22 protein-coding genes and 5 pseudogenes are annotated in these 26,381 nt (G+C 67.6%); 4 read left to right on the top strand and 23 right to left on the bottom strand.

Translation table 11 applies throughout. The features are described from left to right. Positions 1 to 8: 8 nt before the first annotated feature. A complete protein-coding gene (gene ilvN / locus T428_RS0123060; RefSeq protein ID WP_025738309.1) occupies positions 9 to 515 on the bottom strand; it encodes an acetolactate synthase small subunit in 507 nt (168 codons plus the stop codon). Further along, positions 515 to 2,383, bottom strand: a complete 1,869-nt coding sequence (locus T428_RS0123065) for an acetolactate synthase large subunit (protein ID WP_025738310.1) — start codon at positions 2,381 to 2,383, stop codon at positions 515 to 517. Before T428_RS0123065 ends, ilvN begins: the two co-directional genes overlap by 1 nt. A gap of 344 nt (positions 2,384 to 2,727) precedes the next feature. Here T428_RS0123065 and T428_RS0123070 point away from each other — a divergent pair, with 344 nt between their 5' ends. Then, positions 2,728 to 3,066: a PH domain-containing protein gene (locus T428_RS0123070; RefSeq protein ID WP_025738311.1), complete on the top strand. Its 339-nt coding sequence runs from the start codon at positions 2,728 to 2,730 to the stop codon at positions 3,064 to 3,066. Between the two features lie 17 nt (positions 3,067 to 3,083). On the opposite strand, the gene T428_RS0123075 is transcribed toward T428_RS0123070, so the two are convergent. Continuing rightward, positions 3,084 to 3,926 (bottom strand): DoxX family protein, encoded by an 843-nt coding sequence (locus tag T428_RS0123075; protein WP_025738312.1) that lies wholly within the window; start codon positions 3,924 to 3,926, stop codon positions 3,084 to 3,086. A gap of 220 nt (positions 3,927 to 4,146) precedes the next feature. On the opposite strand from T428_RS0123075, the gene T428_RS0123080 reads away from it, so the two are divergent. Continuing rightward, positions 4,147 to 5,268: a PQQ-dependent sugar dehydrogenase gene (locus tag T428_RS0123080; RefSeq protein ID WP_025738313.1), complete on the top strand. Its 1,122-nt coding sequence runs from the start codon at positions 4,147 to 4,149 to the stop codon at positions 5,266 to 5,268. 87 nt (positions 5,269 to 5,355) lie between these two features. Here the strand turns inward: T428_RS0123080 and gatB are convergent, their stop codons facing one another. The 10 genes and pseudogenes from gatB to gatC all read right to left on the bottom strand — a co-directional run bounded on the left by gatB (position 5,356) and on the right by gatC (position 13,782). Further along, positions 5,356 to 6,873 carry an Asp-tRNA(Asn)/Glu-tRNA(Gln) amidotransferase subunit GatB gene (gene gatB / locus T428_RS0123085; protein WP_025738314.1) on the bottom strand — a complete coding sequence of 506 codons (1,518 nt, stop codon included), beginning with the start codon at positions 6,871 to 6,873 and terminating at the stop codon, positions 5,356 to 5,358. Positions 6,874 to 6,922: 49 nt separating this feature from the next. Beyond that, a complete protein-coding gene (locus T428_RS35115; RefSeq protein ID WP_245605049.1) occupies positions 6,923 to 7,291 on the bottom strand; it encodes a hypothetical protein in 369 nt (122 codons plus the stop codon). A 6-nt stretch (positions 7,292 to 7,297) separates the two neighbouring features. Further along, a complete protein-coding gene (locus T428_RS35120) occupies positions 7,298 to 7,516 on the bottom strand; it encodes a hypothetical protein (protein WP_245605050.1) in 219 nt (72 codons plus the stop codon). Positions 7,517 to 7,545: 29 nt separating this feature from the next. Then, positions 7,546 to 7,701 carry a hypothetical protein gene (locus tag T428_RS35125; RefSeq protein ID WP_245605051.1) on the bottom strand — a complete coding sequence of 52 codons (156 nt, stop codon included), beginning with the start codon at positions 7,699 to 7,701 and terminating at the stop codon, positions 7,546 to 7,548. Between the two features lie 45 nt (positions 7,702 to 7,746). Next, entirely contained in the window at positions 7,747 to 7,932 is a 186-nt protein-coding gene (locus T428_RS35130) for a hypothetical protein (protein ID WP_245605052.1), read from the bottom strand. 217 nt (positions 7,933 to 8,149) lie between these two features. Further along, positions 8,150 to 9,701 (bottom strand): annotated as a pseudogene (locus T428_RS30470) (GMC family oxidoreductase). 176 nt (positions 9,702 to 9,877) lie between these two features. Then, complete coding sequence (locus T428_RS30475; RefSeq protein WP_051465334.1) at positions 9,878 to 10,861, bottom strand: AraC-like ligand-binding domain-containing protein; 984 nt, start codon at positions 10,859 to 10,861, stop codon at positions 9,878 to 9,880. Positions 10,862 to 10,913: 52 nt separating this feature from the next. After that, positions 10,914 to 11,945, bottom strand: coding sequence for an ATP-dependent 6-phosphofructokinase (locus tag T428_RS0123115; protein WP_025738317.1), 1,032 nt, complete (start codon positions 11,943 to 11,945; stop codon positions 10,914 to 10,916). 53 nt (positions 11,946 to 11,998) lie between these two features. Next, on the bottom strand, positions 11,999 to 13,486 hold the full coding sequence (gene gatA / locus T428_RS0123120) for an Asp-tRNA(Asn)/Glu-tRNA(Gln) amidotransferase subunit GatA (protein WP_025738318.1): 1,488 nt from the start codon (positions 13,484 to 13,486) through the stop codon (positions 11,999 to 12,001). Further along, a complete protein-coding gene (gene gatC / locus T428_RS0123125; protein ID WP_025738319.1) occupies positions 13,483 to 13,782 on the bottom strand; it encodes an Asp-tRNA(Asn)/Glu-tRNA(Gln) amidotransferase subunit GatC in 300 nt (99 codons plus the stop codon). Before gatC ends, gatA begins: the two co-directional genes overlap by 4 nt. 94 nt (positions 13,783 to 13,876) lie before the next feature. Between gatC and T428_RS0123130 the strand changes: the two genes are divergently transcribed. Continuing rightward, positions 13,877 to 14,533: an ACT domain-containing protein gene (locus T428_RS0123130; protein WP_025738320.1), complete on the top strand. Its 657-nt coding sequence runs from the start codon at positions 13,877 to 13,879 to the stop codon at positions 14,531 to 14,533. Position 14,534: 1 nt separating this feature from the next. Here T428_RS0123130 and T428_RS33785 read toward each other — a convergent pair. The 5 genes and pseudogenes from T428_RS33785 to T428_RS0123155 all read right to left on the bottom strand — a co-directional run bounded on the left by T428_RS33785 (position 14,535) and on the right by T428_RS0123155 (position 21,829). Continuing rightward, a pseudogene (locus tag T428_RS33785) lies at positions 14,535 to 17,448 on the bottom strand (MMPL/RND family transporter). Further along, positions 17,445 to 17,890 (bottom strand): annotated as a pseudogene (locus tag T428_RS30485) (MmpS family transport accessory protein). The pseudogenes T428_RS33785 and T428_RS30485 overlap by 4 nt, the downstream one beginning before the upstream one ends. Before the next feature lie 154 nt (positions 17,891 to 18,044). Further along, complete coding sequence (locus T428_RS0123145; protein ID WP_025738321.1) at positions 18,045 to 18,653, bottom strand: TetR/AcrR family transcriptional regulator; 609 nt, start codon at positions 18,651 to 18,653, stop codon at positions 18,045 to 18,047. A gap of 36 nt (positions 18,654 to 18,689) precedes the next feature. Then, positions 18,690 to 20,771 (bottom strand): NAD-dependent DNA ligase LigA, encoded by a 2,082-nt coding sequence (gene ligA / locus T428_RS0123150; RefSeq protein WP_025738322.1) that lies wholly within the window; start codon positions 20,769 to 20,771, stop codon positions 18,690 to 18,692. Positions 20,772 to 20,800: 29 nt separating this feature from the next. Next, positions 20,801 to 21,829, bottom strand: coding sequence for a uroporphyrinogen decarboxylase/cobalamine-independent methonine synthase family protein (locus tag T428_RS0123155; RefSeq protein WP_025738323.1), 1,029 nt, complete (start codon positions 21,827 to 21,829; stop codon positions 20,801 to 20,803). A gap of 136 nt (positions 21,830 to 21,965) precedes the next feature. On the opposite strand from T428_RS0123155, the gene T428_RS30490 reads away from it, so the two are divergent. Beyond that, positions 21,966 to 22,526: a sensor domain-containing protein gene (locus T428_RS30490; protein ID WP_051465335.1), complete on the top strand. Its 561-nt coding sequence runs from the start codon at positions 21,966 to 21,968 to the stop codon at positions 22,524 to 22,526. A gap of 78 nt (positions 22,527 to 22,604) precedes the next feature. Here the strand turns inward: T428_RS30490 and T428_RS0123165 are convergent, their stop codons facing one another. The 5 genes and pseudogenes from T428_RS0123165 to T428_RS0123185 all read right to left on the bottom strand — a co-directional run. Further along, complete coding sequence (locus tag T428_RS0123165) at positions 22,605 to 22,880, bottom strand: hypothetical protein (protein ID WP_156943040.1); 276 nt, start codon at positions 22,878 to 22,880, stop codon at positions 22,605 to 22,607. A gap of 84 nt (positions 22,881 to 22,964) precedes the next feature. Then, positions 22,965 to 24,041 carry a tRNA 2-thiouridine(34) synthase MnmA gene (gene mnmA / locus T428_RS0123170; protein ID WP_025738325.1) on the bottom strand — a complete coding sequence of 359 codons (1,077 nt, stop codon included), beginning with the start codon at positions 24,039 to 24,041 and terminating at the stop codon, positions 22,965 to 22,967. Continuing rightward, the gene (locus T428_RS0123175) at positions 24,038 to 25,216 is read right to left on the bottom strand and encodes a cysteine desulfurase family protein (RefSeq protein ID WP_025738326.1); all 1,179 of its coding nucleotides are present in this window, start codon (positions 25,214 to 25,216) and stop codon (positions 24,038 to 24,040) included. Before T428_RS0123175 ends, mnmA begins: the two co-directional genes overlap by 4 nt. A 34-nt stretch (positions 25,217 to 25,250) precedes the next feature. Then, a pseudogene (locus tag T428_RS30495) lies at positions 25,251 to 26,075 on the bottom strand (lysophospholipid acyltransferase family protein). Next, positions 26,072 to 26,381 (bottom strand): annotated as a pseudogene (locus T428_RS0123185) (phosphohistidine phosphatase); the annotation flags it as partial. The pseudogenes T428_RS30495 and T428_RS0123185, both read right to left, overlap by 4 nt.

Raw genomic sequence — 26,381 nt, forward strand, 5'->3', positions numbered from 1 at the left:
TGTATCGCTTATTTGGCGGTGCCGATTCCACGCGGCCCGCGGGACAGCGATACCACTCCCGATTGGACAATCTCGCGGATACCGAACGGTTCCAGCACTCGCAGCAGCGCTTCGAGCTTGCCGCGGGTACCGGTCGCCTCGACGGTCAGCGAATCCAGTGACACGTCGACTACCTTGGCGCGGAACAGGTTTGCCGCTTCGATTACCTGGCTGCGGGTGGCGGAATCGGCCCGCACCTTGATCAACGCCAACTCGCGGGACACCGAGTTTTGCTCGTCCTGCTCGACGATCTTGATGACGTTGATCAGCTTGTTGAGCTGTTTGGTGACCTGCTCGAGCGGAGTTTCCTCGCAGGACACCACGATCGTCATCCGCGACATGTCCTTCTGCTCGGTGGCGCCCACGGCAAGCGACTCGATGTTGAAACCGCGCCGCGAGAACAGCGCCGCCACGCGCGCCAGCACACCCGGTTTGTCCTCGACCAACACCGACAGGGTGTGCGTCCTCGGCTGCATCACGCGTGCCCCTCGGTTTCGTCGTCGAACAGCGGCCGAATTCCGCGGGCGTGCTGAATCTCGTCGTTGCTCGTCCCGGCGGCCACCATCGGCCACACCTGCGCATCGGCGCCGACGATGAAGTCGATCACGACGGGGCGATCGTTGATCGCGCGCGCCGCCTTGATCGCCTCGATCACGTCTTCCTCACGCTCACAACGTATTCCGACACAACCCAACGCCTCGGCCAGCTTCACGAAGTCCGGAATGCGGTGGGAGTGCGTGGCCAGGTCGGTCTGCGAGTAGCGCTCCTCGTAGAACAGGCTCTGCCACTGCCGCACCATGCCCAGGTTGCCGTTGTTGATCAGCGCGACCTTGATCGGTATGCCCTCGATCGCGCAGGTGGCCAACTCCTGGTTGGTCATCTGGAAGCAGCCGTCGCCGTCGATCGCCCAGACCTCGGCCTCGGGGCGAGCGACCTTGGCGCCCATGGCCGCCGGGATCGCGAACCCCATGGTGCCCAGCCCGCCGGAGTTGAGCCAGGTCCGCGGGTTCTCGTACGAGATGAACTGGGCCGCCCACATCTGGTGCTGACCGACGCCGGCGACGTAGACCGCCTCGGGCCCGGCGATCTTGCCGAGCTGCTCGATCACGTACTCCGGGCTCAGGCTGCCGTCACTTTGCGGGCCGTAGCTCAGCGGATAGGTGGACTGCACCTCGTCCAGGTAGGCCCACCAGGCGGTCATGTCGATCTTGCCCGGGGTTTCGTACTGGCGCAGCATCGCGATCAGGTCGGTAATCACGGCCTTGACGTCGCCGACGATCGGCACATCGCCGGCCCGGTTCTTGCCGATCTCGGCCGGGTCGATGTCGGCGTGGATGACCTTCGCCTCGGGCGCAAAGGAATCGAGCTTTCCGGTCACCCGGTCGTCGAAACGGGTGCCCAGCGCGATCAGCAGGTCGCTGCGTTGCAACGCCGCCACCGCGGCGACGGTGCCGTGCATGCCCGGCATGCCCAGGTTCTGCCGGTGGCTGTCGGGGAACGCGCCCCGGGCCATCAGCGTGGTGACCACCGGGATCCCGGTCAGCTCAGCCAAATCCCGCAGTTGCTCGGTCGCCTCGCCACGGATGACGCCGCCGCCGACATACAGCACCGGTTTGTGCGCCCGCGCGATCAGCTTGGCGGCCTCGCGGACCTGCCGGCTGTGCGGCTTGATGTTCGGCTTGTAGCCCGGCAGATCCATATTCGGCGGCCAGCTGAAGGTGCACTGGCCCTGCAGCACGTCCTTGGGGATGTCGACCAGCACCGCGCCGGGACGGCCCGAGGCGGCGATGTGGAAGGCCTCGGCCAGCACCCGCGGGATCTCGTCACCGGAGCGGACCAGGAAGTTGTGCTTGGTGATCGGCATTGTGATGCCCGAGATGTCGGCTTCCTGGAAGGCGTCGGTCCCGATCAGCGACCGCCCCACCTGCCCGGTGACGGCGACGACGGGGATCGAGTCCATCTGCGCATCCGCCAGGGGGGTCACCAGATTGGTGGCACCCGGGCCCGACGTGGCCATCATGACGCCTACTTTGCCGGTGGCGTGCGCGTAGCCGCTTGCCGCGTGACCGGCGCCCTGCTCGTGCCGAACCAGCACGTGCCGCAGCTTTTTCGAGTCGAACAGCGGGTCGTAGACCGGCAGCACGGCACCGCCCGGGATCCCGAAGATGACCTCCACGTCGAGTTCCTCGAGCGACCGGATTACCGACTGAGCACCGGTAAGTTGTTGCGGTGCAACATGTTTGGCTTGATTGGCCGGAACTTTTGCGGCGTCTTCCGCGGCGCCCGGCGCCCAGTTGTCGCCGTTGTGCGACTTGGGTGTCTGTGACCTGGTGGGTGCGCTCACTCTGGTGATTGTCCTCTTAGTCCTGATTTGGCTGTGGAAGTTTGGTTCATACGCAAGAAAAACCCCCGTCAGCTCCCGCTGATCGAGGGTTGCGCGTTGGTGCCGGATCGCTTCACATGCTGAAGGAACTAGTCACGCACCAACGCGCGGACTAATTACTACGAGCATCCCGGGCTTTCCGGTGGTCTCCATAGCCTCCGACGGTAGCCTTCGCACTGCTCAACCGTCAAATCCGGTGCGGCGGGCACCAATCGTGGCCACGCACCCCGGGGTGAAATGATGCTGGGGTGGCTTCCGGTCCCGCTTCCCCGACACCCGCGCCCACAGTCATCAAGATCTCACCGATGGCGCACCTCGCCGTCGGATTTTTGACCCTCGGATTGCTGATCCCGGTGCTCGCCTGGCCGTTATCGACCCCACTGCTGGGAATCCCGGTGCTGTTGTCCGCATTGATCATCCGGTTGCGCACGGTCGCCGACGACCACGGTGTGACGGTGCGCAACCTGCTCGGCAGCCGGACGGTTGGCTGGGATGACATCGATGGGCTGCGCTTCCACCGGGGTTCGTGGGCGCGCGCCGCGCTCAAGAACGGAACGGAACTGCGCTTGCCCGCGGTCACTTTCGCGACGCTTCCGCAGCTGACGGCCGCGAGTTCCGGTCGAGTGCCCAATCCCTACCGATGAGCGCCTAAACGGCCGATTCAGGCGATCGGGTTGACGCCGTTGAGCAGCACCCACACGGCGACACCGGCGGCGATGCCGGCGAGCAGGGCCACAAACGACCCGATGAAAGGCCGGTGTGCCCATCCCCTGTTGGCGTCCAGGCCGTAGCGGCCGGGCCCGGACAGGACGACCGCGACGGCCATGACGATCAGCGTGATCTGGTATTCGTGGCCCTGCGGCAGGAAAAACGCGAACGTGTGCGGTTGGGCCGACACGCTGGCCAGCAAGCCGTTGATCAGGAACGCAAGGGCCCCGGCCGCGGCCACCGGGGTGAACAACCCCAGGACCAGCAGCACGCCGGAGACGATCTCCCCGCCCACACTCACATAGGACAGGATGTCGGCATGCTGGTAGCCGACATCGGACAGCGAGTTCTTGAAGCCGGTCAGGCCCTGACCACCCCACCAGCCGAACAGCTTCTGCAACCCGTGCGCGCCGAGCACCATCCCGAGCCCGACCCGCAACACCAGCAAACCGAGATTCTGGGTGCCGCGCCGACCGATCGCGTACTGCCGTTCGTAATCTTCGCTCGGGTCGATCTCGGCCGGTTCGGCCGCCAAATGCCGCGGCGCCGGCTGCGGCTGCACATAGGGCAGCGGTTCCTGCTGATCGAGAACGTTGTAGGACGGCCCGACGGGGCTGACGACCTGATTCGGGTCTTGGTAGGGGATGACGGTGGTGGTTCCGAAGTCGCCCGGATACCCGACCGGGGTCAGGTCATCTTCGGGGTCGACCAAGCGCGCTGCAGCGGGGCGTCCCGGGGCCGGCTCCGGATTTTCGCCGGGCCGCTGCCAAGACGCGTCATTCGATTGACCGGTCACGGGTGTCAGGGTAAGGGCATTTAGTCGCGAATTGGGGATTTGAGCGGCGCTTTCGCCGTGCAATCGGCGCCTAGACCACTAAATGGGCCCGGATTTACCCGAAATGGGCTTCCCGGCGCCGCAGAAACGTAATAAATGGGCCCCGCCGCCGAGGTTTGTCCCGACGCCGCGACGGCACGGGTGTGGCGCGCCTGCCCGCCCTGTCCGTAGCCTGTCGATCATGCGTTTGGGGTGGCCGGTTCGCTGCGGGCTCGCTGCGCTGTGCGCGGCGCTGCTGGTGGCGACCGGCTGCGCGCGGTTCAACGACGCCGCCTCCGCGCCCTTTACCACCGCCCCCGAACTCAAGCCACAGCCCAGCTCGACGCCGCCCCCGCCGCCGCCGTTGCCGCCCACCCCCTTTCCCAAAGCCTGCCCCGCCCCCGGGGTGATGCAGGGGTGCCTGGAGAGCACCAGCGGCCTGATTATGGGGCCGGACAGCAAAACCGCACTGGTGGCCGAGCGCACCACCGGCGCGGTCAAGGAGATCTCGGTCAGCGCCGAGCCGAAGGTCAAGCTGGTCATCCCGGTCGACGGGTCCGGGGACGGCGGCCTGATGGATATCGTGCTGTCGCCGACCTACTCCCAAGACCGCCTGATGTACGCCTACATCAGCACGCCGACCGATAACCGGGTCATCCGCATCGCCGACGGCGATATCCCCAAGGACATCCTGACCGGGATTCCCAAGGGCGCCGGCGGGAACACCGGTGCGCTGCTGTTCACCAGCCCGACCACGCTGCTGGTGCTGACCGGTGATGCGGGTAACCCGGCGATGGCCGCGGATCCGAAATCGTTGGCCGGCAAGGTGCTGCGCATCGAGCAGCCGACCACCATCGGTCAGACGCCGCCGACGACCGCACTGTCGGGTGTCGGCTCGGGCGGCGGATTGTGCGTCGACCCGGTCGACGGCTCGCTGTACGTCGCCGACCGCACCCCGACCGCGGACCGATTGCAGCGCATCACGAAAGCCTCGGAAGTCTCCACGGTGTGGACGTGGCCGGACAAGCCGGGCGTGGCCAGCTGCGCGGCAATGGACGGCACGGTGATGGTCAACTTGGTCAACACCAAATCGACGGTGGCGGTGCGGCTCGAGGCGAAATCGGGTGCGGTCACCGGTGAACCCGACGTCGTCCGCAAGGACACGCACGCCCACGCCTGGGCGCTGCGAATGTCACCCGACGGAAACGTCTGGGGTGCCACCATCAACAAGACCGCCGGTGACGCCGAAAAGCTTGACGACGTGGTGTTTCCGCTGTTCCCGCAGGGCGGTGGCTTCCCGCGCAACAACGACGACAAGGCCTGAGTACCTTCAGCGCGAGCGTAGCCGCACGCTGGTTTTGGGGCCGGTTTTCCGGCGTGCGGTTACGCCCGCGGTAACCGGGCCCGAGCGTCAGGCCTGCCCGCAGGCGGCCAGCACCAGCTCGCGCACCCGGGCCGCGTCGGCCTGACCGCGGGTGGCCTTCATCACCGCGCCCACGATCGCACCGGCCGCCTGCACTTTGCCGCCGCGAATCTTTTCGGCCACATCGGGATTGGCGGCCAAGGCCTCGTCGACGGCGGCCTGGGTGACCGAGTCGTCCCGTACCAGCGCCAGGCCACGGTCGGTCATCACCTGTTCGGGTTCGCCCTCTCCGGCTAGCACACCTTCGACGACCTGGCGGGCCAGCTTGTTGGACAGCTTGCCCTCGTCGACCAGTGCGATCACCGCGGCGACCTGGGCGGGAGTAATGGCCAGCTGGTCCAATTCGATGCCCGCCTCGTTTGCCTTCTGCACCAAGAAGTTTCCCCACCACGAGCGTGCCTCCTTGCTGGAGGCGCCGTGCTTGATGGTGGCGGTGACCAATTCGACCGCACCGGCGTTGACGAGGTCGCGCATCACCTCGTCGGAAACACCCCACTCTTGCTGAATCCGCTTGCGGCTCAACCAGGGAAGCTCGGGGATGGTCTGGCCCAATCGCTCGACGAGTTCGCGGCTGGGCGCGACGGGCTCCAGGTCCGGCTCGGGGAAATAGCGGTAGTCTTGTGCTGTCTCCTTGGCGCGGCCCGCGCTGGTGTAGCCGCCGGCCTCGTGAAAGTGCCTGGTTTCCTGGATGATTGAGCCGCCGGCAACCAGAACGGCGGCCTGCCGCTGCATTTCGTAGCGCACCGCGACCTCGACGCTTTTGAGCGAATTGACGTTCTTGGTCTCGGTCCGGGTGCCGAACTCGGCCGCTCCGGTCGGCTTCAGCGAGACATTGGCATCACAACGCATCGAGCCCTGGTCCATCCGGACGTCGGATACCTCCAACGCGCGCAACAGATCTCGCAACGCCGTCACGCAAGCCCGGGCGATCTGGGGTGCGCGGGCCCCGGCTCCCTCGATGGGCTTGGTGACAATTTCGATCAGGGGCACGCCGGCGCGGTTGTAGTCGATCAGCGACGTCGTCGCGCCGTGGATGCGTCCCGTCTCGCTGCCCAGGTGAGTGAGCTTGCCGGTGTCCTCTTCCATGTGGGCGCGTTCGATCTCGACCCGCCAGGTGGTGCCGTCGTCCAGTGGCGCGTCCAGATAGCCGTTGATGGCGATCGGCTCGTCGTACTGCGAGATCTGGTAGTTCTTCGGCATGTCCGGATAGAAGTAGTTCTTCCGGGCAAAGCGGCACCACGGCACGATCTCGCAATTCAGCGCCAGCCCGATGCGGATCGCCGACTCCACCGCCTTCCGGTTGAGCACGGGCAGCGATCCGGGCAGCCCCAGGCACACCGGACACACCTGGGTGTTGGGCTCGGCGCCGAATGTGGTGGAGCAGCCGCAGAACATCTTGGTCGCGGTGGACAGTTCGACGTGTACTTCCAACCCGAGGACGGGATCGAAACGTGCGATGACCTCGTCGTAATCCAGCAGCTCGGCCGCTCCGGAAGTAACAGTCATGAGGCAATCCTAATGGCGGCTCGGCCGTCGACGGCACCACCGCCCGGGCTCAGGACGGGCGGGATTCCCGCCCGGGCCGCATCGGCCGATCCTCTCCCACCGGCCGGCCGGCGACGATGTCGCCCAACGCGGCGGCCATTTGCAAATAGGTACGCCGGCTTTCCCGGCTCAACCGGTCCAGCCCGAGCTCCTTGCCCTCGTGCACGTGCCGATGGAAGGGCAGCACGACCGTGGCGGCGATGCGAGCCGACAGGGACTCGAATTCCTTGGTGACCACGCCGTCCAGCTTGGCCGGCTCGGTGCAGTTCATGGCAAGCACCGTCGACCCCATCAAGCGGTGATATCCGTTGTTGGACAACCACTCCAGCGTCGTCCTGGTCTTGCGCACCGCATCAATCGAGGTACCGCTGACCACCACCAGGGCTCACGCCTCGGGCAGCACGGCGTCCATCACATGAGAGTTGATCGCCCTGACACAATCCACCAGCACCACCGAATAGTGTTTCCGCAGAATCGAAAATGCCTTGGCGATGTCCTGGCGCTCCAGCCGCCAGTCGGTGCGGCCGTAGTCGGGCAACCCGAGCACTTCCAGGCCGAAGCTGTTCATGTGAGTGTGCGCCCGTACCTGGGCGTACTGCGTCACCGAATCGCGGGCGAGCAGGTCGGCCAGGCTCAGCGGGTTGCGGCGACCATGGCGGTCTTGCCGACGCCGCCTTTGAAGTTGAGCACCGCGATCGGAAACGCACCGCCGACGACGGCCGCGGTGCGCTCCCGCAGACTCCGTTCGTACTCGGCGTCTTTGCCCGGGCCGAGGTCGATCCCGGTCACCCGGTGAATCACCTCCCGCCAGCCGAACCTGCTCGGTTCCGCCGGCTACCGGGAGTCCAGGCCGTCGAGGGCGGTCCCGCCCACTGTCAGTTCCCGCCGGTGCGGCGAGGCGGCCCGCCGGGCCCGCGCCAGCCGGTTGGGCGTGGCCGGCCCGACCGGCCTAACCGGTGTCCGGCGCGGTTCGGGCACGGTGGCTGCCGTCGGGTCGGCTTCGGCGCGCCAGCGCGGCACCGAAGACCCAGGCGGGCCGGAATTCGACGGATACGCCGGAGCGGCGGAAAGGGCATTGACTCCGCGAACCCCTCGCGGTTACTCATGGCCGCTGGGATAGCCGTTTCGACCTGGTGGTTAAACCAGAAGCCGGGGCTTGCCGGGTGCGCTGGCTGATCGGGCGGCAAAATCGGGTGACCGTTGAGGCGGCTGCCATCCGTTATTTGCCTTCCCGGGGCTAGAGCCGGTGCGTTTGCCGGAGGATTCGTGCGGCGCGTTCCCCGATGATCACGCACGGCGCCATGGTGTTGGTGGCGGTGATCCGCGGCATGATCGAGCCGTCGGCCACCCGGAGATTCTCGATTCCGTAAACCTTGAGGTCACCATCGACCACGGACATCGCGTCGCGGCCCATTTTGGCGGTGCCAACCTGATGGAAAAACGTCGTTGCCGCGTCCCGAACGAACTCCTCCACTGCCACTGCGCACCGGCTTCCGGGCATGACCTCGCGTTTGACATACGGCCGCAGCGGCGCGCTGTTGGCGATTTTCCGGCACCACCGCACGCACGCCATGGCTTTGCGCACATCGTCGGGATCGGCCAAGGTGTTGTCCTCGATGCGCAGCGGGTCCGTCGGGTCGGGGCCGCCCAGCCGTACCCGGCCCCGGCTTTTCGGATGGGTGATCGCGGCATGAAAGGTTTATCCGGCGTCGGGAAGGCCGATCCGGGCCGCCGTCTCTTCGGTCGCATAGGGCACCTCCACCTGCCAGGCGAAGACGTCCGGGTGGGTGAGCCCGGACGTGGTCTCGCCGAGCACGACGACCTCGGCGGCATTGTTGCGCGGTGGTTGGGGCTCGCGGTACTCCCAGATGCAATCGAAGGCGACGTGGTCTTGAAGGTTGCGCCACGCCGGGCAGGTGTTGGAGCACCGGAAGCCCGACGCGGCTCAGCTCGTCTTGGTCACCCACACCGGAGAGCATCAGCACCTTGGCCGTGTTGGGCGCACCCAGCGACAGAACGACTTCGGCCTTGGCATCGATGCGGCGAGTCGTCCCGTGATGACGAAGTTCGACGCCGACCGCCTTGCCGCCCTCGATGACGACCCGCTGCACGACCGCACGGGTGAGGAAAGTGAGGTTGGGGCGGTCCATCAGCGGGAAGGTATATGAGCGAAAGACGGACTGGCGTTGGCCGTTTCGAATACGGACATCACCCAGAGCCGCGCCCGCGGTAGCCTCCATCAGCCCCCCATTGGCGGACGGGTACACCTTTGTGCCGGTGCCCGACGCCGCATCCAATGTCGCCAGGGCGAGCGGGTTGGGGTCGGGTGCCGGTTGCACGAAAACCGGTCCGCCGCTTCCCCGGTACACCGGATCCGGGGCACCATGCCAGTCTTCGATGCCTCGATAGATGTCGAGGACGGATTCGTAGTTCCACACCGGATCGCCCGCTTCGGCGGCGAAATGGTTCCAGTCGTCGCGGTGGCCACGGATCCAAGCCATCACGTTGATACTCGAGCTGCCGCCGGGCACCTTGCCCATCGAGTAGGTGATGGAGCGGTTGTTGAGGTGGGGGTTCGGCTCGCCGTGGAATCCCCAGTCGCGTTCGGACCCCAGGTTGGCGGTCCATTGACCCGGGGCGACGACCTCGGCGACGTTGTCGGTGCCGCCAGCCTCGACCAGCAGCACGTCGACGCCCGCGTGCTCGGCCAGTCTGCCCGCGACGAACGAACCCAAGGAACCCGAACCGCACACGATGAAGTCGTAGCGCGGCTTGAGGACGGCCGTCAGTCTGGCCTAGTTCGCCGCGACACGCTCGGCGAATTTCTGGTCCTCGTCGAATTCGTCTGCCGTGTCTTGCATCTCGCCTCCGTACCCGGGCAGTCACCTGTCACCACCCACTATTGGTCGGGCCGAGACGCAAATCTTGCACGTGCGTGCCAGGATGTTGCCGCGGTGCGCAAACGTCAGCTCAGCGCCGCGGCGCGATACTCCCGCGGCGACAGACCATGTGCGGCTTTGAAGAGCCGAGAGATATGCGCGGCGTTGACGAGCCCCCACCGTGCGCCGATCGCACTCACCGGCACCGTGACCAGCTCCGCATTCGCAAGGTCCTTGCGACAGTGCTCGATCCTGCGGTTCCTGATCCACTCGGTGACCGTGTGACCGTTGACTTCCAGCATCCGTTGCAGCTGGTGAATCGAAATATGGTGTGCTGCAGCGATTTTCATGCCATTCAGGTCGGGGTCACCGAGGTGTCGCTCGATGAAGCCGAATATCCGCAACAGCAAGTCGACCTGGACCGGGCTGCGGCCCTCCGGGCGATCGGAGGCCAATTGCTCGCAAAACGCGGCCTCCAGCATGTCGAACATCGCATCGGCCAATCGGATATTGGTCGGCCGGGCTTCGTTGGTGGTCTGTCGTGCAACCTCGACCAGGAACGGGGCCAACAGCGCGCCCATTCCCTGCCGGCCGTCGAAGCTGCGAGCCGTGAGCGAAGACAGTTGCACCGACGGAATGCGCAGTAATTCGCGAGGAATAAGCGCACTGGACATCTGAAATTTTCCGCCGACCGCGAATTCGAACGGTCGCGTCGTTTCGTACACGACGTAATCCCCTGGGGACAGGTTTGCTTCGCGGCCGTCCTGACGGACCACGCAGCGCCCCGCGATGTGGACACCGACCTTCAAATACTCGGCACTATGGTGCTCGATCAGCTGAGGCGTGCCGCGCCGCAGCTGTCGCGGCGTCCGGCGCATCACCAACCCACCGCTGAACTGGAGCCGATTCATCCGCATCGTGCCCAGGCTGGACGTGTGCAGCTTTGCCCGGAAGGAGTCGGCGTCGGCCATCGAGAGCGCGACCGGGACGAACGTGTCACCCACGAGCGCGTCAAACGCCTCGAAGCGCTCCACACCGCTGCGCGGATCGGATTTGCTGACGATCATCATCGTTGACAACGCTTCCGCCGCGATATTTGTTTACCGCGACGGCGGCCGCGGGTCAGCCGAAGAAGGCGGCGGCCTCGTCGTGGCGGGCGTCGGGCACCAGCTTGAGCTGACGCGTCGCGTCGGCCAGCGAAACCCGGCCGATCTCCTGCCCGCGCAGCGACACCATCTGGCCGTATTCGCCGGCATGCGCGGCGTCGGCGGCGTGGATGCCGAACCGGGTGGCCAGCACGCGGTCGTAGGCCGTCGGGGTACCGCCGCGCTGGACGTGGCCCAGCACGGTCACTCGCACGTCCTTGTTGATCCGCTTTTCCACCGCCACGCCCAGCTGCTGGGCGACGCCGGTGAACTTCTCGTGGCCAAATTCGTCAATCCCGCCCTCCCGCAACAGCATCGATCCGGGAATCGGTTTGGCTCCCTCGGCCACCACGCAGATGAAGTGCGAATCCCCGCGCTGGAAGCGGCGTTTGACCAACCGGCAGACATCCTCGATGTCGAACGGCTGCTCGGGAATCAGCGTCATGTGCGCCCCGGACGCCAGCCCGGCGTTCAGCGCGATCCAGCCGGCGTGGCGGCCCATCACCTCCACCAGCATGACGCGCTGGTGGGATTCGGCGGTGCTGTGTAAGCGGTCGATGGCGTCGGTGGCCACGGTCAGCGCGGTGTCGTGACCGAAAGTGACGTCGGTGCAGTCGATGTCGTTGTCGATCGTCTTCGGCACGCCGACGACGGGCACGTTCTCCTCCGACAGCCAGTGCGCGGCGGTCAGCGTGCCCTCGCCGCCGATCGGGATCAGCACGTCGATGCCGTTGTCGTCCAGGGTCTGCTTGATCTGGTCCAGCCCGGCCCGCAGCTTGTCGGGGTGCACGCGCGCGGTGCCCAGCACCGTCCCGCCCTTGGCCAGCAGCCGGTCGTTACGATCGTCGTTCTGCAGCTGGATGCGCCGGTTTTCCAGCAGCCCGCGCCACCCATCCTGAAAGCCGACCACCGACGAGCCGTACCGGGCGTCGCAGGTGCGTACCACCGCCCGGATGACGGCGTTGAGCCCCGGACAGTCGCCGCCCCCGGTGAGAATTCCGATCCGCATCCCTTCATCTTGCCCGTAACGGCTGCCCCCGGGGCAAGTTGGGGCGCGGGCGGCTACACGGTCGGCGCAACCGGCAACGGTCCGCGCGCCGCCTCGTAGGCGGCACCGACGCGGTACAGGCGGTCGTCGGCCAGCGCCGGCGCCATGATCTGCAGACCCACCGGCAGCTGATCGTCCGGGGACAGCCCGGACGGCACCGACATTCCGCAGTGGCCGGCCAGGTTCAGCGGCAGCGTGCACAAGTCGAACAGGTACATCGCCAGCGGGTCGTCGACCTTCTCCCCCAGCCGGAACGCGGTGGTCGGGGTGGTCGGTGACACCAGCACGTCGACGGATTTGTAGGCCTCGTCGAGATCCTGCGCGATCAGGGTGCGCACCTTCTGCGCCTGGTTGTAGTAGGCGTCGTAGTAGCCGGCCGAGAGCGCGTAGGCGCCAATCATGATGCGGCGCTTGACTTCTGGCCCGAAGCCGGCGGCCCGCGTCAGCGCCATCACTTCCTCGGCGCTGTGGCTGCCGTCGTCTCCGATCCGCAGTCCGTAACGCATCGCATCGAAGCGGGCCAGGTTGCTCGACACCTCCGACGGCAGGATCAGGTAGTAGGCCGACAACGCGTAATCGAAGTGCGGGCAATCGACTTCGCTCACCTGCGCGCCCAGCTCAGTCAGCTGCTGCACCGCGGCCTCGAACGACGACAGCACTCCGGGCTGGTAGCCCTCGCCGCGCAACTGCTTGACCACCCCGACGCGCACGCCCGCGAGGTCGCCGGCCGCACCGGCCCTGGCGGCGCCGACCACGTCGGGCACCGCGGCGTCGATGGAGGTGGAGTCCATCCGGTCGTGGCCGGCGATCACCTGATGCAGCAGCGCGGTGTCCAGCACGGTGCGCGCGCACGGGCCGCCCTGATCCAGCGACGACGCGCAGGCCACCAGGCCGTAGCGGGACACCGTGCCGTAGGTGGGCTTGACGCCGACGGTCGCGGTCAGCGCGGCGGGCTGGCGAATCGAGCCGCCCGTGTCGGTGCCGATGGCCAGCGGCGCCTGGAACGAGGCCAGCGCCGCCGCGCTGCCGCCCCCGGAGCCACCGGGCACCCGCTCGAGGTCCCACGGATTGCGGGTGGGGCCGTAGGCCGAGTTCTCCGTCGAGCTGCCCATCGCGAACTCGTCCATGTTGGTCTTGCCCAGGATCGGGATGCCGGCCGCGCGCAGCCGGGTGGTGACACTGGCGTCATAGGGCGAGCGCCAGCCCTCGAGGATCTTGGATCCGCAGGTGGTGGGCATGTCGACGGTGGTGAACACGTCTTTGAGCGCCAACGGAACGCCGGCCAGCGCCGAGGGCAGCCGCTCCCCGGCGGCCACCGCCTCGTCGACCGCGGCCGCCGCCGAGAGCGCCTCATCGGCCGCGATGTGCAAAAACGCGCCGTAGCGGTCATCGGTCGCCTCGCTCTGGTCCAGGCAGGCCTGGGTGATCTCGACCGACGACAGCTCCTTGGCGGCCACCCGGGCGGCCAGCGTCGCGGCGTCGGATCGGATGATCTCGTTCACTCGCTGTCCCCCAGGATCTGCGGGACGGCGAAGCGGCCGTCGACGGCTTCGGGTGCCGCGGCGAGCGCCTGCTGCTGCGTCAGGCACGGCCTGGGCTCGTCCGGCCGGGTGACATTGACGTCCTTGAGCGGGTTGTCGGTCGCCTCGACGCCGGTGACGTCGACCGCCTGGATCTGACTGACGTGGGTCAAGATGGCGTCGAGTTGGCCGGCGTAGCTGTCCAGCTCGGTATCGGTCAACGCCAACCGTGCCAGCCGGGCCAGGTGCGCGACCTCGTCGCGGAAGATCTGGGACACGAGCGAAAAGCCTATCGGTGCAGTGGCGGCCGGCGTGCAGCTGGCACCCACCCTGCGGAAATGCCGTTCGCGCGGCTCTGTGCGACAGTGGGGCGTGCCGTCATATCTGTTGCGCATCGAGCTCGTCGACCGCCCGGGAAGCCTGGGCGCGCTGGCGGTGGCGCTCGGTTCGGTGGGCGGGGACATCCTGTCGCTCGACGTCGTGGACCGCAGCGCGGGCTACGCGACCGACGACCTGGTCATCGAACTGCCCGCCGGGACAATGCCCGACACGCTGATCACTGCGGCCGAATCGCTGAACGGCGTGCGGGTGGACAGCGTGCGCCCGCACACCGGCCTGCTGGAGGCGCACCGCGAGCTGGAACTGCTCGACCACGTCGCCGCGACCGCGGACAAGGCGGCCCGGCTGCAGGTACTGGCCGACGAGGCCCCCCGGGTGCTGCGGGTGAGCTGGTGCACGGTGTTGCGCGGGTCCGACGGGCAGGTGCAGCGGCTCGCGGCCAGTCCGGGGGCGCCGGAAACCCGCGCGGTGTCGGCTCCGTGGCTGCCGATCCACGAGGCCGCGACGCTGGACGGCGGCGCCGACTGGGTGCCGCAGGCCTGGCGCGACATGGACATCACGATGGTCGCCGCGCCGCTGGGCGACCCGCACACCGCGGTGGTGCTGGGCCGGCCCGGCCCGGAATTCCGGCCCTCGGAGGTGGCGCGGCTGGGCTACCTGGCCGGGATCGTGGCCACCATGCTGCGCTGAATCAGCGTGCCGCCGCGGTAGTTTTCGGCGCCACCGCGTCGCCGTCTTCCCACAGCAGCAGTTGGCGAACCGCCGGACGCGGACCGTAGGGCCGCAGCATCGTGCTGGCCGGACGCGGCCGCACCAGTAGGGGCCACCAGAACCAGCGCCCGAGCAGCCTTGCGATTGAAGGCGTCAGGAACGAGCGCACGATCAACGTGTCGTACAGCAGGCCCAGCCCGATCGTCGTCCCGATCTGACCGAGAACCTGAAATCCGCTGAAGACGAACGCACACATGGTGACGGCGAAGACGACCCCCGCCGAGGTGACCACCGAGCCCGAGCCGGCCATCGCCCGGATGATGCCGGTATTGAGGCCGGCATAGATCTCCTCCTTGAATCGGGAGATCGACAGCAGGTTGTAGTCGGACCCGACCGCCAGCAGCAGGATCACCGCCAGCGCCAGCACCACCCAATACAACTGGATGCCGAACAGGTACTGCCACACCAGAACCGACAACCCGAACGAGGCTCCCAGCGACAGCGCCACCGTGCCGACGATAACCAGCGCGGCGATCAGGCTGCGCGTGATGATCATCATGATCAGCAGGATGAGGCTCAGTGCGGCGAACGCGACGATCATCAGGTCGTATTTGGCGCCCTCCTGGATGTCCTTGTACGTCGCCGCCGTCCCGCTGAGATAGATTCCCGCGTTCGCCATCGGGGTGCCCTTCAGGGCGTCGTGCGCCGCCTTGGCGATCGGGGCGATGTGCGAAATGCCTTCTGTGGTAGCGGGATCACCGTCGTGCGTGATGATCATCCGAGCGGCCTTGCCGTCGGGCGACAGGAACAGTTTGAGGCCGCGTTTGAGTCGGGGTTGTCGAACACCTCCGGTGGCAGATAGAAGGTGTCGTCGTTCTTGGCCGCGTCGAACGCCTGCCCCAACGCCGTCGAGTTTTCCAGCGCCCGCGCGTTTTGGGCGTAGATGCCGGACAGCGTGGCGTAATTCGCCAGGGTCAGATCGCGATTGGTCTCCTGGCTTTGAATCTGCGGCGGTATCAACGCCACCAGCTTCGGTTGCAGCGCGTCGAGCTTGTCCAACGATGCCGTCAGGTTTTCGAATTTTTCGGTGAGCTGGTCGATGCCGTCGAGCGCGTCGAACAGCGACCTGAACGCGAAGCAGGCGGGGATGTCGAAACAGTGCTTCTCCCAATAGAAATAGCTGCGAATCGGCCGGAAGAAGTCGTCGAAGTTGGCGATCTTGTCGCGCAGGTCTTGGATCGTGGCGAGCGTGTCGCGAAAGCTCTCGGCCTCGTCGTGGGTGGTGCCGGCCAACTGCTGTTGCAGCACCAACTGCTGTCGCAGAATGTCGATCGTCTTGGACAGCTCGTTGGCTTGCTTGAGCGCGTCGTCGGCCCGATCCCGTTGGTAAGTCAGGTTTTGCCGCTGGCGGCGCTGGAATTGCTGACCACGAATGCCAGCGAGCTGTGCACCAGCGGGGTTCCCAACGGCCGGGTGATGGTCTGCACCTGTGCGACGCCAGGGACGTGGAACACGGCCTTGGCCACCTTGTCCAGGATCAGCATGCTCGCCGGGTTACTCAGGTCGTGATCCGATTCGACCATCATCAATTCCGGCTCCAGCCGGGCGCGCGAGAAGTGTTTCTCGGCGGCGGTGTAACCAATATTGGCCGGCGCGTCGGCGGGCATATAGGGACGAGTGTCGTAACTGGTCTTGCACCCGGGCAAGGCGATCAGGCCCAGCAGCGCCAGCGCGCTCGCGGCCGCGAGTACCGCGCCGGGCCAGCGGACGATGGCGGTGCCGATCCGCCGCCAGCCACGGGTCTGGATCTTCCACTTGGGGTCGAAGATGCCGGCCTTGGCCCCCAAAGTCAGGATCGCGGGACCCAGCGTCAGCGCGGCGAACAGTGCCACCAGGATGCCCAATGCTGCTGGGATTCCGAGACTTTGGAAGTACGGAAGGCGGGTGAAGCTCAGACAGGCCACCGCGCCGGCGACGGTGAGCCCGGAGCCCAACACGACATGGGTGGTGCCGTGATACATGGTGTAGAACGCTTTTTCGCGGTCCTCACCGGTGCCTCGAGCTTCTTGGTAACGGCCGACGAAAAATATCGCGTAGTCGGTTCCGGCGGCGATCACCAAGAGCGTCAAGAGATTCGTCGCGTAGGTCGACAGACCGATGATGCCCTCGTTTCCGAGGAACGCGACAAGGCCTCGGGCAGCTGACATTTCGATCAGGACCGTGGCCAGAACCAGCAGCGTGGTCAGCACCGAGCGGTAGACGAAGAACAGCATCACCGCGATCACCCCGATGGTGATGGCCGTGACCTTCGCGGTCCCCTTGCTGCCGACGTCGAACTGGTCGGAGATCAGCGGTGCCGCGCCGGTCACATACGTCTTGACGCCCGGGGGCGGCTTCATGTGGTCGATGAGGTCGCGCAGCGCGCCGACGCCCTCGTTGGCCAATGCCGAGCCCTGATTACCGGCGAGGTTGACCTGAACGTAGGCGGCCTTGCCGTCGCTGCTTTGCGATCCCGCCGCGGTCAGGGTGTCGCCCCAGTAGTCCTGAACGTGCTCGACGTGCTTTTTGTCCTGCTCGAGCTTGTGGATCATCTCGTCGTAGAAGCGGTGGGCGTCTGCGCCCAGCGGCTTGTCGCCTTCCAGCACGATCATGGCCGAGCTGTCGGTGTCGAACTCGCCGAACTTCTGGCCGATGCGCTCGATTGCCTTGAGCGACGGGGCATCCGGCGAATTCAGCGCCACATTGTGGGTCTTGCCCACCTCCTCCAGCTGCGGCACCGCGATGTTGGTGATCGCGGCCAGCGCCACCCAGAAAAGCAGGATCGCCCATGCGAGCCGGCGGATGTTGCGCGGCACGAATGGCCGCGCCTGCTGTTCGTTAGTGTGGTTGCTCATCCCGACTTATCCAGACAGAAGGTGTAGGCGTCGACCTTGTTGACGGTGCGTTCGTCCTTGACCTGACCGTTGACGGTGATGCGACACCCGAGCACGTCTCCGTTGCCTTGGGCCACCACGTTGCCGATGACCGCGGGCTCCGTCGTGGTGATCGTGAACGACCACGACAGCGGCGCGTTCTTGACTTGCTGCGGCTGGGCGTTGACGTCCAGGTAGTTGATCGTGGCCACCGCGCCGGGTCGCCGAAGACCTCGAGCACGACCTGCTTGGGGTTGAACGGGACGATCTCGTTGGACAGGCCGCTGTTGGCGGAGGTCTTGTTGTTCGACCCGAAGATTCCGTGCAGACGATAGATGGCGAATCCCGCGACGGCGACGACGAGCAGCGCGACCACCACTATCCAGCCCTGCCTGAGCAAGGAGGACGTTGACGTCGCCTTCACCCTCGGCCTTTCGATGGTCGGCGTTCTCGATCACTGTATGACTGCTACCGTCGCCGTGCGAGGCGCGGACGACGGAATTCACGGTACGGTACTGGGCCGTACTGCACAAGAGACGTGCCCGTACACATTTCTCGACGAACGACCGGGCGGGCGCCTATACGCGGGTGCGCGTCAGGCCCGGGATCAGGAACTGGTCGACGAGAAGCTCCACCGTGTGACGGGTGGGCGGCCGGCCGGGGATGATGGACCGGAAGATGAGATAACCCGGCAGCAGGTCCCAAAGTTCGTCGGTGAAGGCATCTTTGGCGATCTCGCCGCGATCCACGGCCTGCTGCAACACGTGCTGAACCAGGGCCTTGCGCTGCTTGAGGAATTGGTCTTGCAGCGCGTCGTTGAGCGCGGGATGCCGCGACACCTCGACCATCACCGCACGGATGGTGCTGGCGTGCTGTCGGCCGTGCTCGCCGCAGACCTCGCCGAGACTGATCAGATCGCCGCGCAGGGTGCCGGTATTCGGCGCGACCGCGACCTGGCGGACGCCCTCGATGAAGGCCGCCAGCACCAGTTCGGCCTTCGAGGGCCAGCGCCGGTACACCGTGGCCTTGCTGGCGTGCGCGGCAGCGGTGACCGCGTCGATCGTCAACTGGTCATAGCCGTGTTCCTGCAGTAGCTGCAGCGTCACCTCCAGCAGTTCGGCCTCCCGCGGAGACCACGGTGATGGCTCCGTGCACTGATCGGCCGTCTGGGTCATAGCGCCCACGATAGAGCCGCAACCACAGTACGGACCAGTACTGCGCTGTTAATCGGCTGTGTCCGCGGCCGGACCGTCGGCCAGCAGGCGGCGAAATCCGTCCTCGTCGAGGATCGGCACACCCAGTTCCACCGCCTTGTCGTACTTCGAACCCGGCGAATCGCCGGCCACGACGTAGGCCGTGTTCTTCGACACCGAACCCGCCGCCTTACCGCCGTGGGCCACGATGGCCTCCTTGGCCTCGTCGCGGGAAAACCCGGTCAGCGAACCGGTGACCACGATGCTCAGCCCGGTCAGCGTGCGCGGCGTGGCGGCGTCGCGCTCGTCGGCCATCCGCATGCCGGCCGCCTTCCACTTGTCGACGATGGCGCGGTGCCAGTCGACGGTGAACCACTCGGTGACCGCGGCGGCGATGGTCGGCCCGACGCCCTCCACCGCGGCCAGTTCCTCCGTCGATGCCGACGTGATCGCGTCGAGGCTGCCGAACTCGGTGGCCAGGGCCCGCGCGGCCGTCGGACCGACGTGCCGGATCGACAGCGCCACCAGCACCCGCCACAGCTGCTGCGCCTTGGCCTTGTCCAGGTTGGCCAGCAGCCGCTTCCCGTTGGCCGACAGCGTTCCGGCCTTGGTGGTGAACAGCTCAGTGCGCAGCAGGTCGTCCTCGGTGAGGGTGAACAGGTCGCCCTCGTCGGTGATCACCCCGGCGCCCAGCAGCGCGATGGCGGCCTCATAGCCCAGGCCTTCGATGTCGAACGCCCCCCGGCCGGCGACGTGAAACACCCTCTCCCGCAACTGTGCTGGGCACGATCGCGAGTTGGGGCAGCGAATGTCGGCGTCGCCCTCCTTGGCCGGGGCCAGCAAGGTGGCGCACTCGGGACAATGGGTGGGCATCACGAATTCGCGTTCGGTGCCGTCGCGCAGGTCGGCGACCGGTCCGAGCACTTCGGGAATCACGTCGCCGGCCTTGCGGATCACCACGGTGTCGCCGATCAGCACCCCCTTGCGCTTGACCTCCGCGGCATTGTGCAGGGTGGCCATTTCGACCGTCGAACCCGCGACCTTGACCGGGGTCATCACCGCATACGGCGTGACACGGCCGGTCCGGCCGACGTTGACCTTGATGTCGAGCAGCTTGGTCTGCACCTCTTGGGGCGGGTACTTGTACGCGATCGCCCAGCGCGGCGCGCGCGAGGTCGACCCCAGCCGGCGCTGCAGCGCGACGTCGTCGATTTTGACGACCACACCGTCGATTTCGTGGTCGACGTCGTGGCGGTGCTCGCCCCAGTAGGCGATTCGCTCCAGCGCACCGGCGGCGTTTTCGACCCGGGAGGTGTGCTCGGAGACGGGCAGGCCCCAAGCGCCCAGCGCCAGGTATGCGTCGTGCAGGCTGGCCGGCCGAAAGCCCTCGGCATGTCCCACGCCGTGGCAGATCATCCGCAGATTGCGCCGGGCGGTCACCGCCGGATCCTTCTGCCGCAACGACCCCGCGGCGCTGTTGCGCGGGTTGGCAAACGGCACCTTGCCGTCTTCGACCAGCGCGGCGTTGAGCGCTTCGAAGTCGTCGACCCGGAAGAACACCTCGCCGCGCACCTCGAGGACGTCGGGGACGGGATAGTCGTCGCTGGCCGTCAGCCGCTCCGGGACGTCCTCGATGGTGCGCGCGTTGTTGGTGACGTCCTCGCCGGTGCGCCCGTCGCCGCGGGTCGCGGCGCGAACCAGCCGGCCGTCGCGGTAGACCAGCGCCAGCGCGACGCCATCGATCTTGAGCTCGCACAGAAACGGCACGTCGTTGCCGACCTCGGCGTGGATCCGCGCCACCCACCCGTCGAATTCGTCGCGGCTGAACACGTTGTCCAGCGACAGCATTCGTTCCAAATGCTCGGCCGAGGTGAAATCGGTGGCAAACCCTGCCCCGCCGACCAGCTGCGTCGGCGAATCGGGGGTGCGCAGCTCGGGGTGCTGCTCCTCGAGCGCGGCCAACTGCTGCAGCAGCACGTCGAAGTCCGCGTCGGAGATGATCGGCGCATCGCGCACGTAGTAGCGGAACTGGTGCTCGCGCACCTCGTCGGCCAGTTCCCGCCAACGCCGGCGAACCTCGGCCGGGACGGGGTCAGCTGCTGGCGAACTCACCCTGGCAGGCTATCGAAGTGCTGTGACACCTACTGGATGGCGTCGGGGTCCGCGGCGAACGCCTCCGCGGCCTTGCGGGCCAGTTCGATCGCGGTACGGGCCCATCGCGGGGTCGCGGCGGCCAGGCCGCAGGCCGGGGTGACGCCAATGCGCTCGCGCAGCGCCGAGTGGCCGAATCCGAGCCGATCGGTCACCGCGACGACGGCGGCGGCCACCTCTTCGGCGGCGGGCCGGCGGTCCGGCTCGGTGGCGGCAACCACGCCCAACAGCACGGCACGACCCGATTCGACGAACGCCGCCATCCCGTCCAGGTCCGCGGCCCTCAACGTCGCGGCGTCGATCGAGATCGCGCCGATTGCACTGCGCACCAACAGGTCCCACGGCATTTCGGCAGCGCAGCTGTGCAGCAGCACCTCGGCTCCGACCGTCGCGGCGCAGGTGTCGAGCAGCGAAACCGCCACCGACTCGTCGAGCGCGGCAACCGGACTCAGCGCGGTGACCCCGCTCAGGTGTCCACCCAACGCGGCGGGCAACGACGGCTCGTCGAATTGCACGACCACCGGGGTGTCCAGCCGGCGCGACAGGGCCGCGCGATGGACCGCAACGCCTTCGGCCAGCGAGGCCGTCAGGTCACGCACCGCACCGGGGTCGGTGATCGCCCGGTGGCCGTTGGACAGCTCGAGCCCGGCGGCCAGCGTGATCGGCCCGGGAGCCTGCACCTTGACCACCCGTCCGCCGCCGCGCAGGCCGGCCGTCTCCCAGGCCTCCTCGAGGGCATCCATGTCCTCGTCGAGCAGGCTGACCGCCCGCCGCGTCACCGCGCCCGGCCGGGCGACGATGCGGTAGCCACGCGGCACTGTGTCGATCGCCACGTCGATCAGCAGCGCGCCGGCCCGGCCCAACAGGTCGGCCCCCACTCCCCGGGCGGGCAGCTCGACGAGGTGAGCCAGCGCGGCCGCCAACTCGCCGACGACGACCTCCGCCGAGGGTCGTGCCGCGGTGCCGGGCCACGACCCCACGCCGGTGGCCTTCGGAAAGACATCGGCGAAAACACTCACCGGGCAACCGTATTCGACGTCGCATCGCAGCCGGGTGGCCAGGGGTGTGTTGGGACGGTCAACTCCCATTAGGCTGGCAGGTTTAGAGGGGTGCAAAACGGTGTGGCGCAGGGCAAGATTCGCGTGGCCGCTGCTGATGTGTGGCGCGGCGGTGCTGACCGCGGCGTGCATCCGGGTGGTGGACGGCACCGCCTTGCCGGGGTTCACCGGCGGCGCCCGGGCCATCAACGGCGTCAATGTCGACACGATCCTGCTGGACCAGTCGCGGATGCGGGCGATCACCGGCGCCGACGAGCATCTGACGATCATCCCCTCGATGGACGGCAGCGCGCCGGTCGACATCGACACGCTCGCCGACACCACGCCGCGGCCCTGCCGATTCCTGTTCGCCGAGACCGCGACGTTCGGCCCCGATATCGAAGAGTGCCACAAGACCACGTTCCAGGACCCGCCCGACGGCGCCCTGATCTCCGAGGGCGCCGCGGCCTATCGCGACGCCGCGACCGCGCAGCATGCCTTCACCGCCCTGGTCTCGACGGTCACCGACTGTGCCGGCGGCTCGGACGGCAAGCTGTTCGTCGGCGACTGGAAGGCCGACGCCACCTCGCTGCATCTGGGGCCCGGCGGCTGCGGCCGCGACTACCGGGTGCTGGCGGTGGCCTTGGTGGAAGTCACCTTCTGCGGCTTCCCGCAGTAGGTGTCCGACATCGTGATGACCAACATCGTCGCCAACTTCCCGAGGTAGGTCACGGATCGCCTGTGCGGCACCGGTTTTTCACCAATGCGCGGTGGTCTCCAATTCGAAGTTGGGGTGGCCGCACTGAATCCACATCGCGATGTGCAGGGCGGTGACGGCCGCCGAGACCGCCAAAGCGGTGATCGCCAGCGAAAGTCCTTGCTGCGAACGATGTTTGGCCTGCCACAACCCGGCGACGGCGAGGACGCTGCTCAAGATTGGGCTGGCGTACATGCCCATGGTACTGAGGACGAAAGCCGCAATCGCAAGGCCGTTGGTCTGCACCGACTGCGCGGTGATCTGGGTGTCGTTCATCGTCATGTCTCCTTCCCGCTCGGGGTCGATCGGTTACGAGACGAATGCTCTCCGCAAGGTCTCAAAGGATTCTTGGAACGCGAATCAGCGCGACGTGGCGGCGATGGTGGCGCTGCCGAGTACCTCGTCGCCGGCGTCGTCCGGCCGGTACAGCACGACCGTCTGGCCGCGTGCCACCCCGCGCAGCGGGACGCGCAGCCGCACGCGGAGCTCGTCGCCGACCAATTCGGCCACCGCACTCGCGGTTTCACCGTGGGCTCGCACCTGCACCGCGCACTCGATCGGGCCCCGCGGGGCGACTCCGGCGGTGAAGACCGCATCCCGTCCCGTCAGCGCACGCACCTCGAGATCGGCGGCGCTGCCCACGTGCACCGTCGCCGTGTCGGCGTCGATGGCCGTCACGTAGCGCGGCAGACCGTCCGGCCCGGGACCGGCGATGCCCAAACCCTTGCGCTGCCCGATCGTGAAACCGTGCACTCCGTCGTGATTGGCCAGCACCGCGCCGTCGGAACCCACCACGTTGCCCGGGCGAACGGCGATGCGCTCGCCCAGAAAAGCACGGGTGTCCCCCGACGGGATGAAGCAGATGTCGTGGCTGTCCGGTTTGTCCGCCACGGCCAGGCCGCGGCGAGCCGCCTCCGCGCGGATCTGCGGCTTGGGGGTGTCGCCGATCGGAAAAGCGGCGTGGCGCAACTGCTCCGCGGTCAGCACCGCCAGCACGTAGGACTGGTCCTTGTCGTGGTCGACGGCGCGGCGCAACCGGCCTTCCGACAGCCGGGCGTAGTGGCCGGTGACGACGGTGTCGAAACCCAGTGCCACCGCGCGCGCCGAAAGCGCGGCGAACTTGATCCGCTGATTGCAGCGCACGCACGGGTTGGGTGTCTCGCCGCGGGCGTAGGACGAGACGAAATCGTCGATCACGTCTTCGGCGAACTTCTCCGCGAAATCCCAGACATAGAACGGTATTCCGAGCACGTCAGCCACCCGGCGAGCGTCCGAGGCGTCTTCCTTGGAGCAGCACCCCCGCGAACCGGTGCGCAGCGTACCGGGCGCGGTGGATAGCGCCAGGTGCACGCCGACCACGTCGTGTCCGGCATCGACCATCCGGGCGGCGGCGACCGACGAATCGACGCCACCGCTCATTGCGGCAAGCACTTTCACCCGGATGCTCCCGCAGCGGCCAGCGCCGCTCGCCTGGCCCGGTCCACCGCCGCGGGCAGCACCCGCAGCACCTCGTCGACGTCGGCGTCAACACTGGTGTGCCCCAACGACAATCGCAGCGATCCGCGAGCAGTGGCGGCGTCGGCGCCCATCGCGATCAGCACATGGGAGGCCTGCGGCACCCCGGCGGTGCACGCCGAGCCGGTCGAGCATTCGATTCCGTTGGCGTCCAATAGCATCAACAACGCGTCGCCTTCACAGCCGCGAAAGGTGAAGTGGGCGTTGCCCGGAAGCCGCGACTCGACCGATCCGTTGAACCGGACGTCGTCGATCTCGGCCAGCACGCCCTCGACCAGGCGATCCCGCAGCGCGCGCAGCCGCGCGCTGTTGGCGTCCAGCCCGTCCACGGCGATCCGCATCGCGGCCGCCATCCCGACCGCACCGGCGACATCCGGAGTGCCGGAACGGATGTCGCGCTCTTGGCCGCCGCCGTGCAGCAGCGGCGTACAGGCCACGTCACGGCGCAGCAGCAGGGCGCCGACCGCCTGCGGGCCGCCGAACTTGTGCGCGGCAACGCTCATCGCCGACAGCCCGCTGGCGGCGAAGTCCACGGGCAGCTGGCCGACCGCCTGCACGGCGTCGCTGTGCATCGGGACGCCGAATTCGGCGGCCACGGCGGCGAGTTCGGCGATGGGCATGACGGTGCCGACCTCGTTGTTGGCCCACATCACCGAGACCAAAGCGACGTCATCGTGGCTGCGCAGTGCCTCGCGCAGCGCGGCGGCCGACACCGATCCGCCGGCGGCGGTGGGCAGCCAACTCACTTGGGCGCCCTCGTGCTCGACGAGCCAGTCGACCGAATCCAGCACGGCGTGGTGTTCCACCCGACTGGTGACGATGCGCACCCGGCGCGGGTCGCCGTCGCGGCGGGCGCAATAGATGCCCTTGACGGCCAGGTTGTCACTCTCGGTGCCGCCGGCGGTGAAAATCACCTCCGACGGGCGTGCGCCCAGCTTGTCGGCGATCAGCTCGCGGGACTCCTCGATGCGGCGCCGCGCGGTGCGGCCGCTGGTGTGCAGCGACGAGGCGTTACCGACGGTGCCGAACACGTCCGTCATCGCCTCGACGGCAGCGGGGTGCATCGGGGTGGTGGCGGCGTGATCGAGGTAGACCATGACGCGCGCCAGGATACCGGGCCGGCCAGGATCGCTAAGCGGCCAGCTCGTGGCGTTGACCTGGGCGCCGCGTCACCCCGACGCCCACGGCGGACTGGCAGCGGCGGGCCAGGGCGCGGCGATCGGTGCCCGGCAGCTGCAGGGACTCCACGTGAACGTGCGCCAGGGTGCGGCGCTAGGTGATCAGCCGGCACATCGCCGCCAGCAAGGTGTCGTCCCCGACGAAGGCCGGCGCGGTCGAAAGCAGGCCGTCGACGTGGTGGTAGGTCAACCGCAGCGGCTGGACCGGACGACCGGCGTCGATCGCGGCCTGGAACATCGCCGGGTAGAACGAGCCGCAGGCCACCCCGCACCACGTGATGCCCTCGGGAAAGGCCACCACGGTCTGGCCCGCGCGCAGCCGGTCCGCGACGGTATCCATCACGGCGGGCAATTGCCGTAGGCTGGACCGCTCGATCGGAATGATCTTCAGCAAGCGCGCCGCGAGCTCGCCGAACATGTCGGCGCGGGCGACGTACCAGCCCGGCAGCACCGCACCGATGGCGAAGACGTCCAGCCAGGACATGTGCGGGCTGACCACCAGCACGCCGCGCAGGTTGCGGATCGGAGCACCCGACACGCTGATCCGGATCCCGAAGACCCGCAGCAGCGCCTGGCAATAGAACCGCCGGATCCGCAGCTGTCCCGGCACCAGCGCCACCGGCGCCCCCAGCAGCAATAGCAGCGCCAACATGATGCGCAGGGTCACCCGCAGCACCACCAGCCACCGCGGCGACGCGGGGGGTACGAGCACGCAGGTGCTGTCGCACGTCGCGCGCGGCAGCCAGGCGTGGTCGGTGGTGACTGCGGGAGCGTTCATCGCTCGCCGCCGGCCAGTTGGGCGGCCGCCGAGACCGACCGCAGCCGTCGCAGATATCGGGTATCGGCCTGGTGCTTGTCCAGCAGCACGCAGAAGTCGCCGACCCCGAAGTCCGGGTCCAGGGCGGGCTCGCCGCAGGATTTGGCGCCCAGCCGCAGGTAGCCGCGCATCAGCGCCGGAACCGAGGGCCGCGCCGGCGGGGTGATCTCGTCGAGGGTCTTGCCGTCCACGACCACCGGCCGGTGCGGGTACACTCGATACTCCGGCGGCGCGGCGTGGCGGCTGCGGACGAAGTCGCCCCCCCCC

It is taken from the genome of Mycobacterium genavense ATCC 51234 (genome assembly GCF_000526915.1).
Classification (GTDB): Bacteria; Actinomycetota; Actinomycetes; order Mycobacteriales; family Mycobacteriaceae; genus Mycobacterium; species Mycobacterium genavense.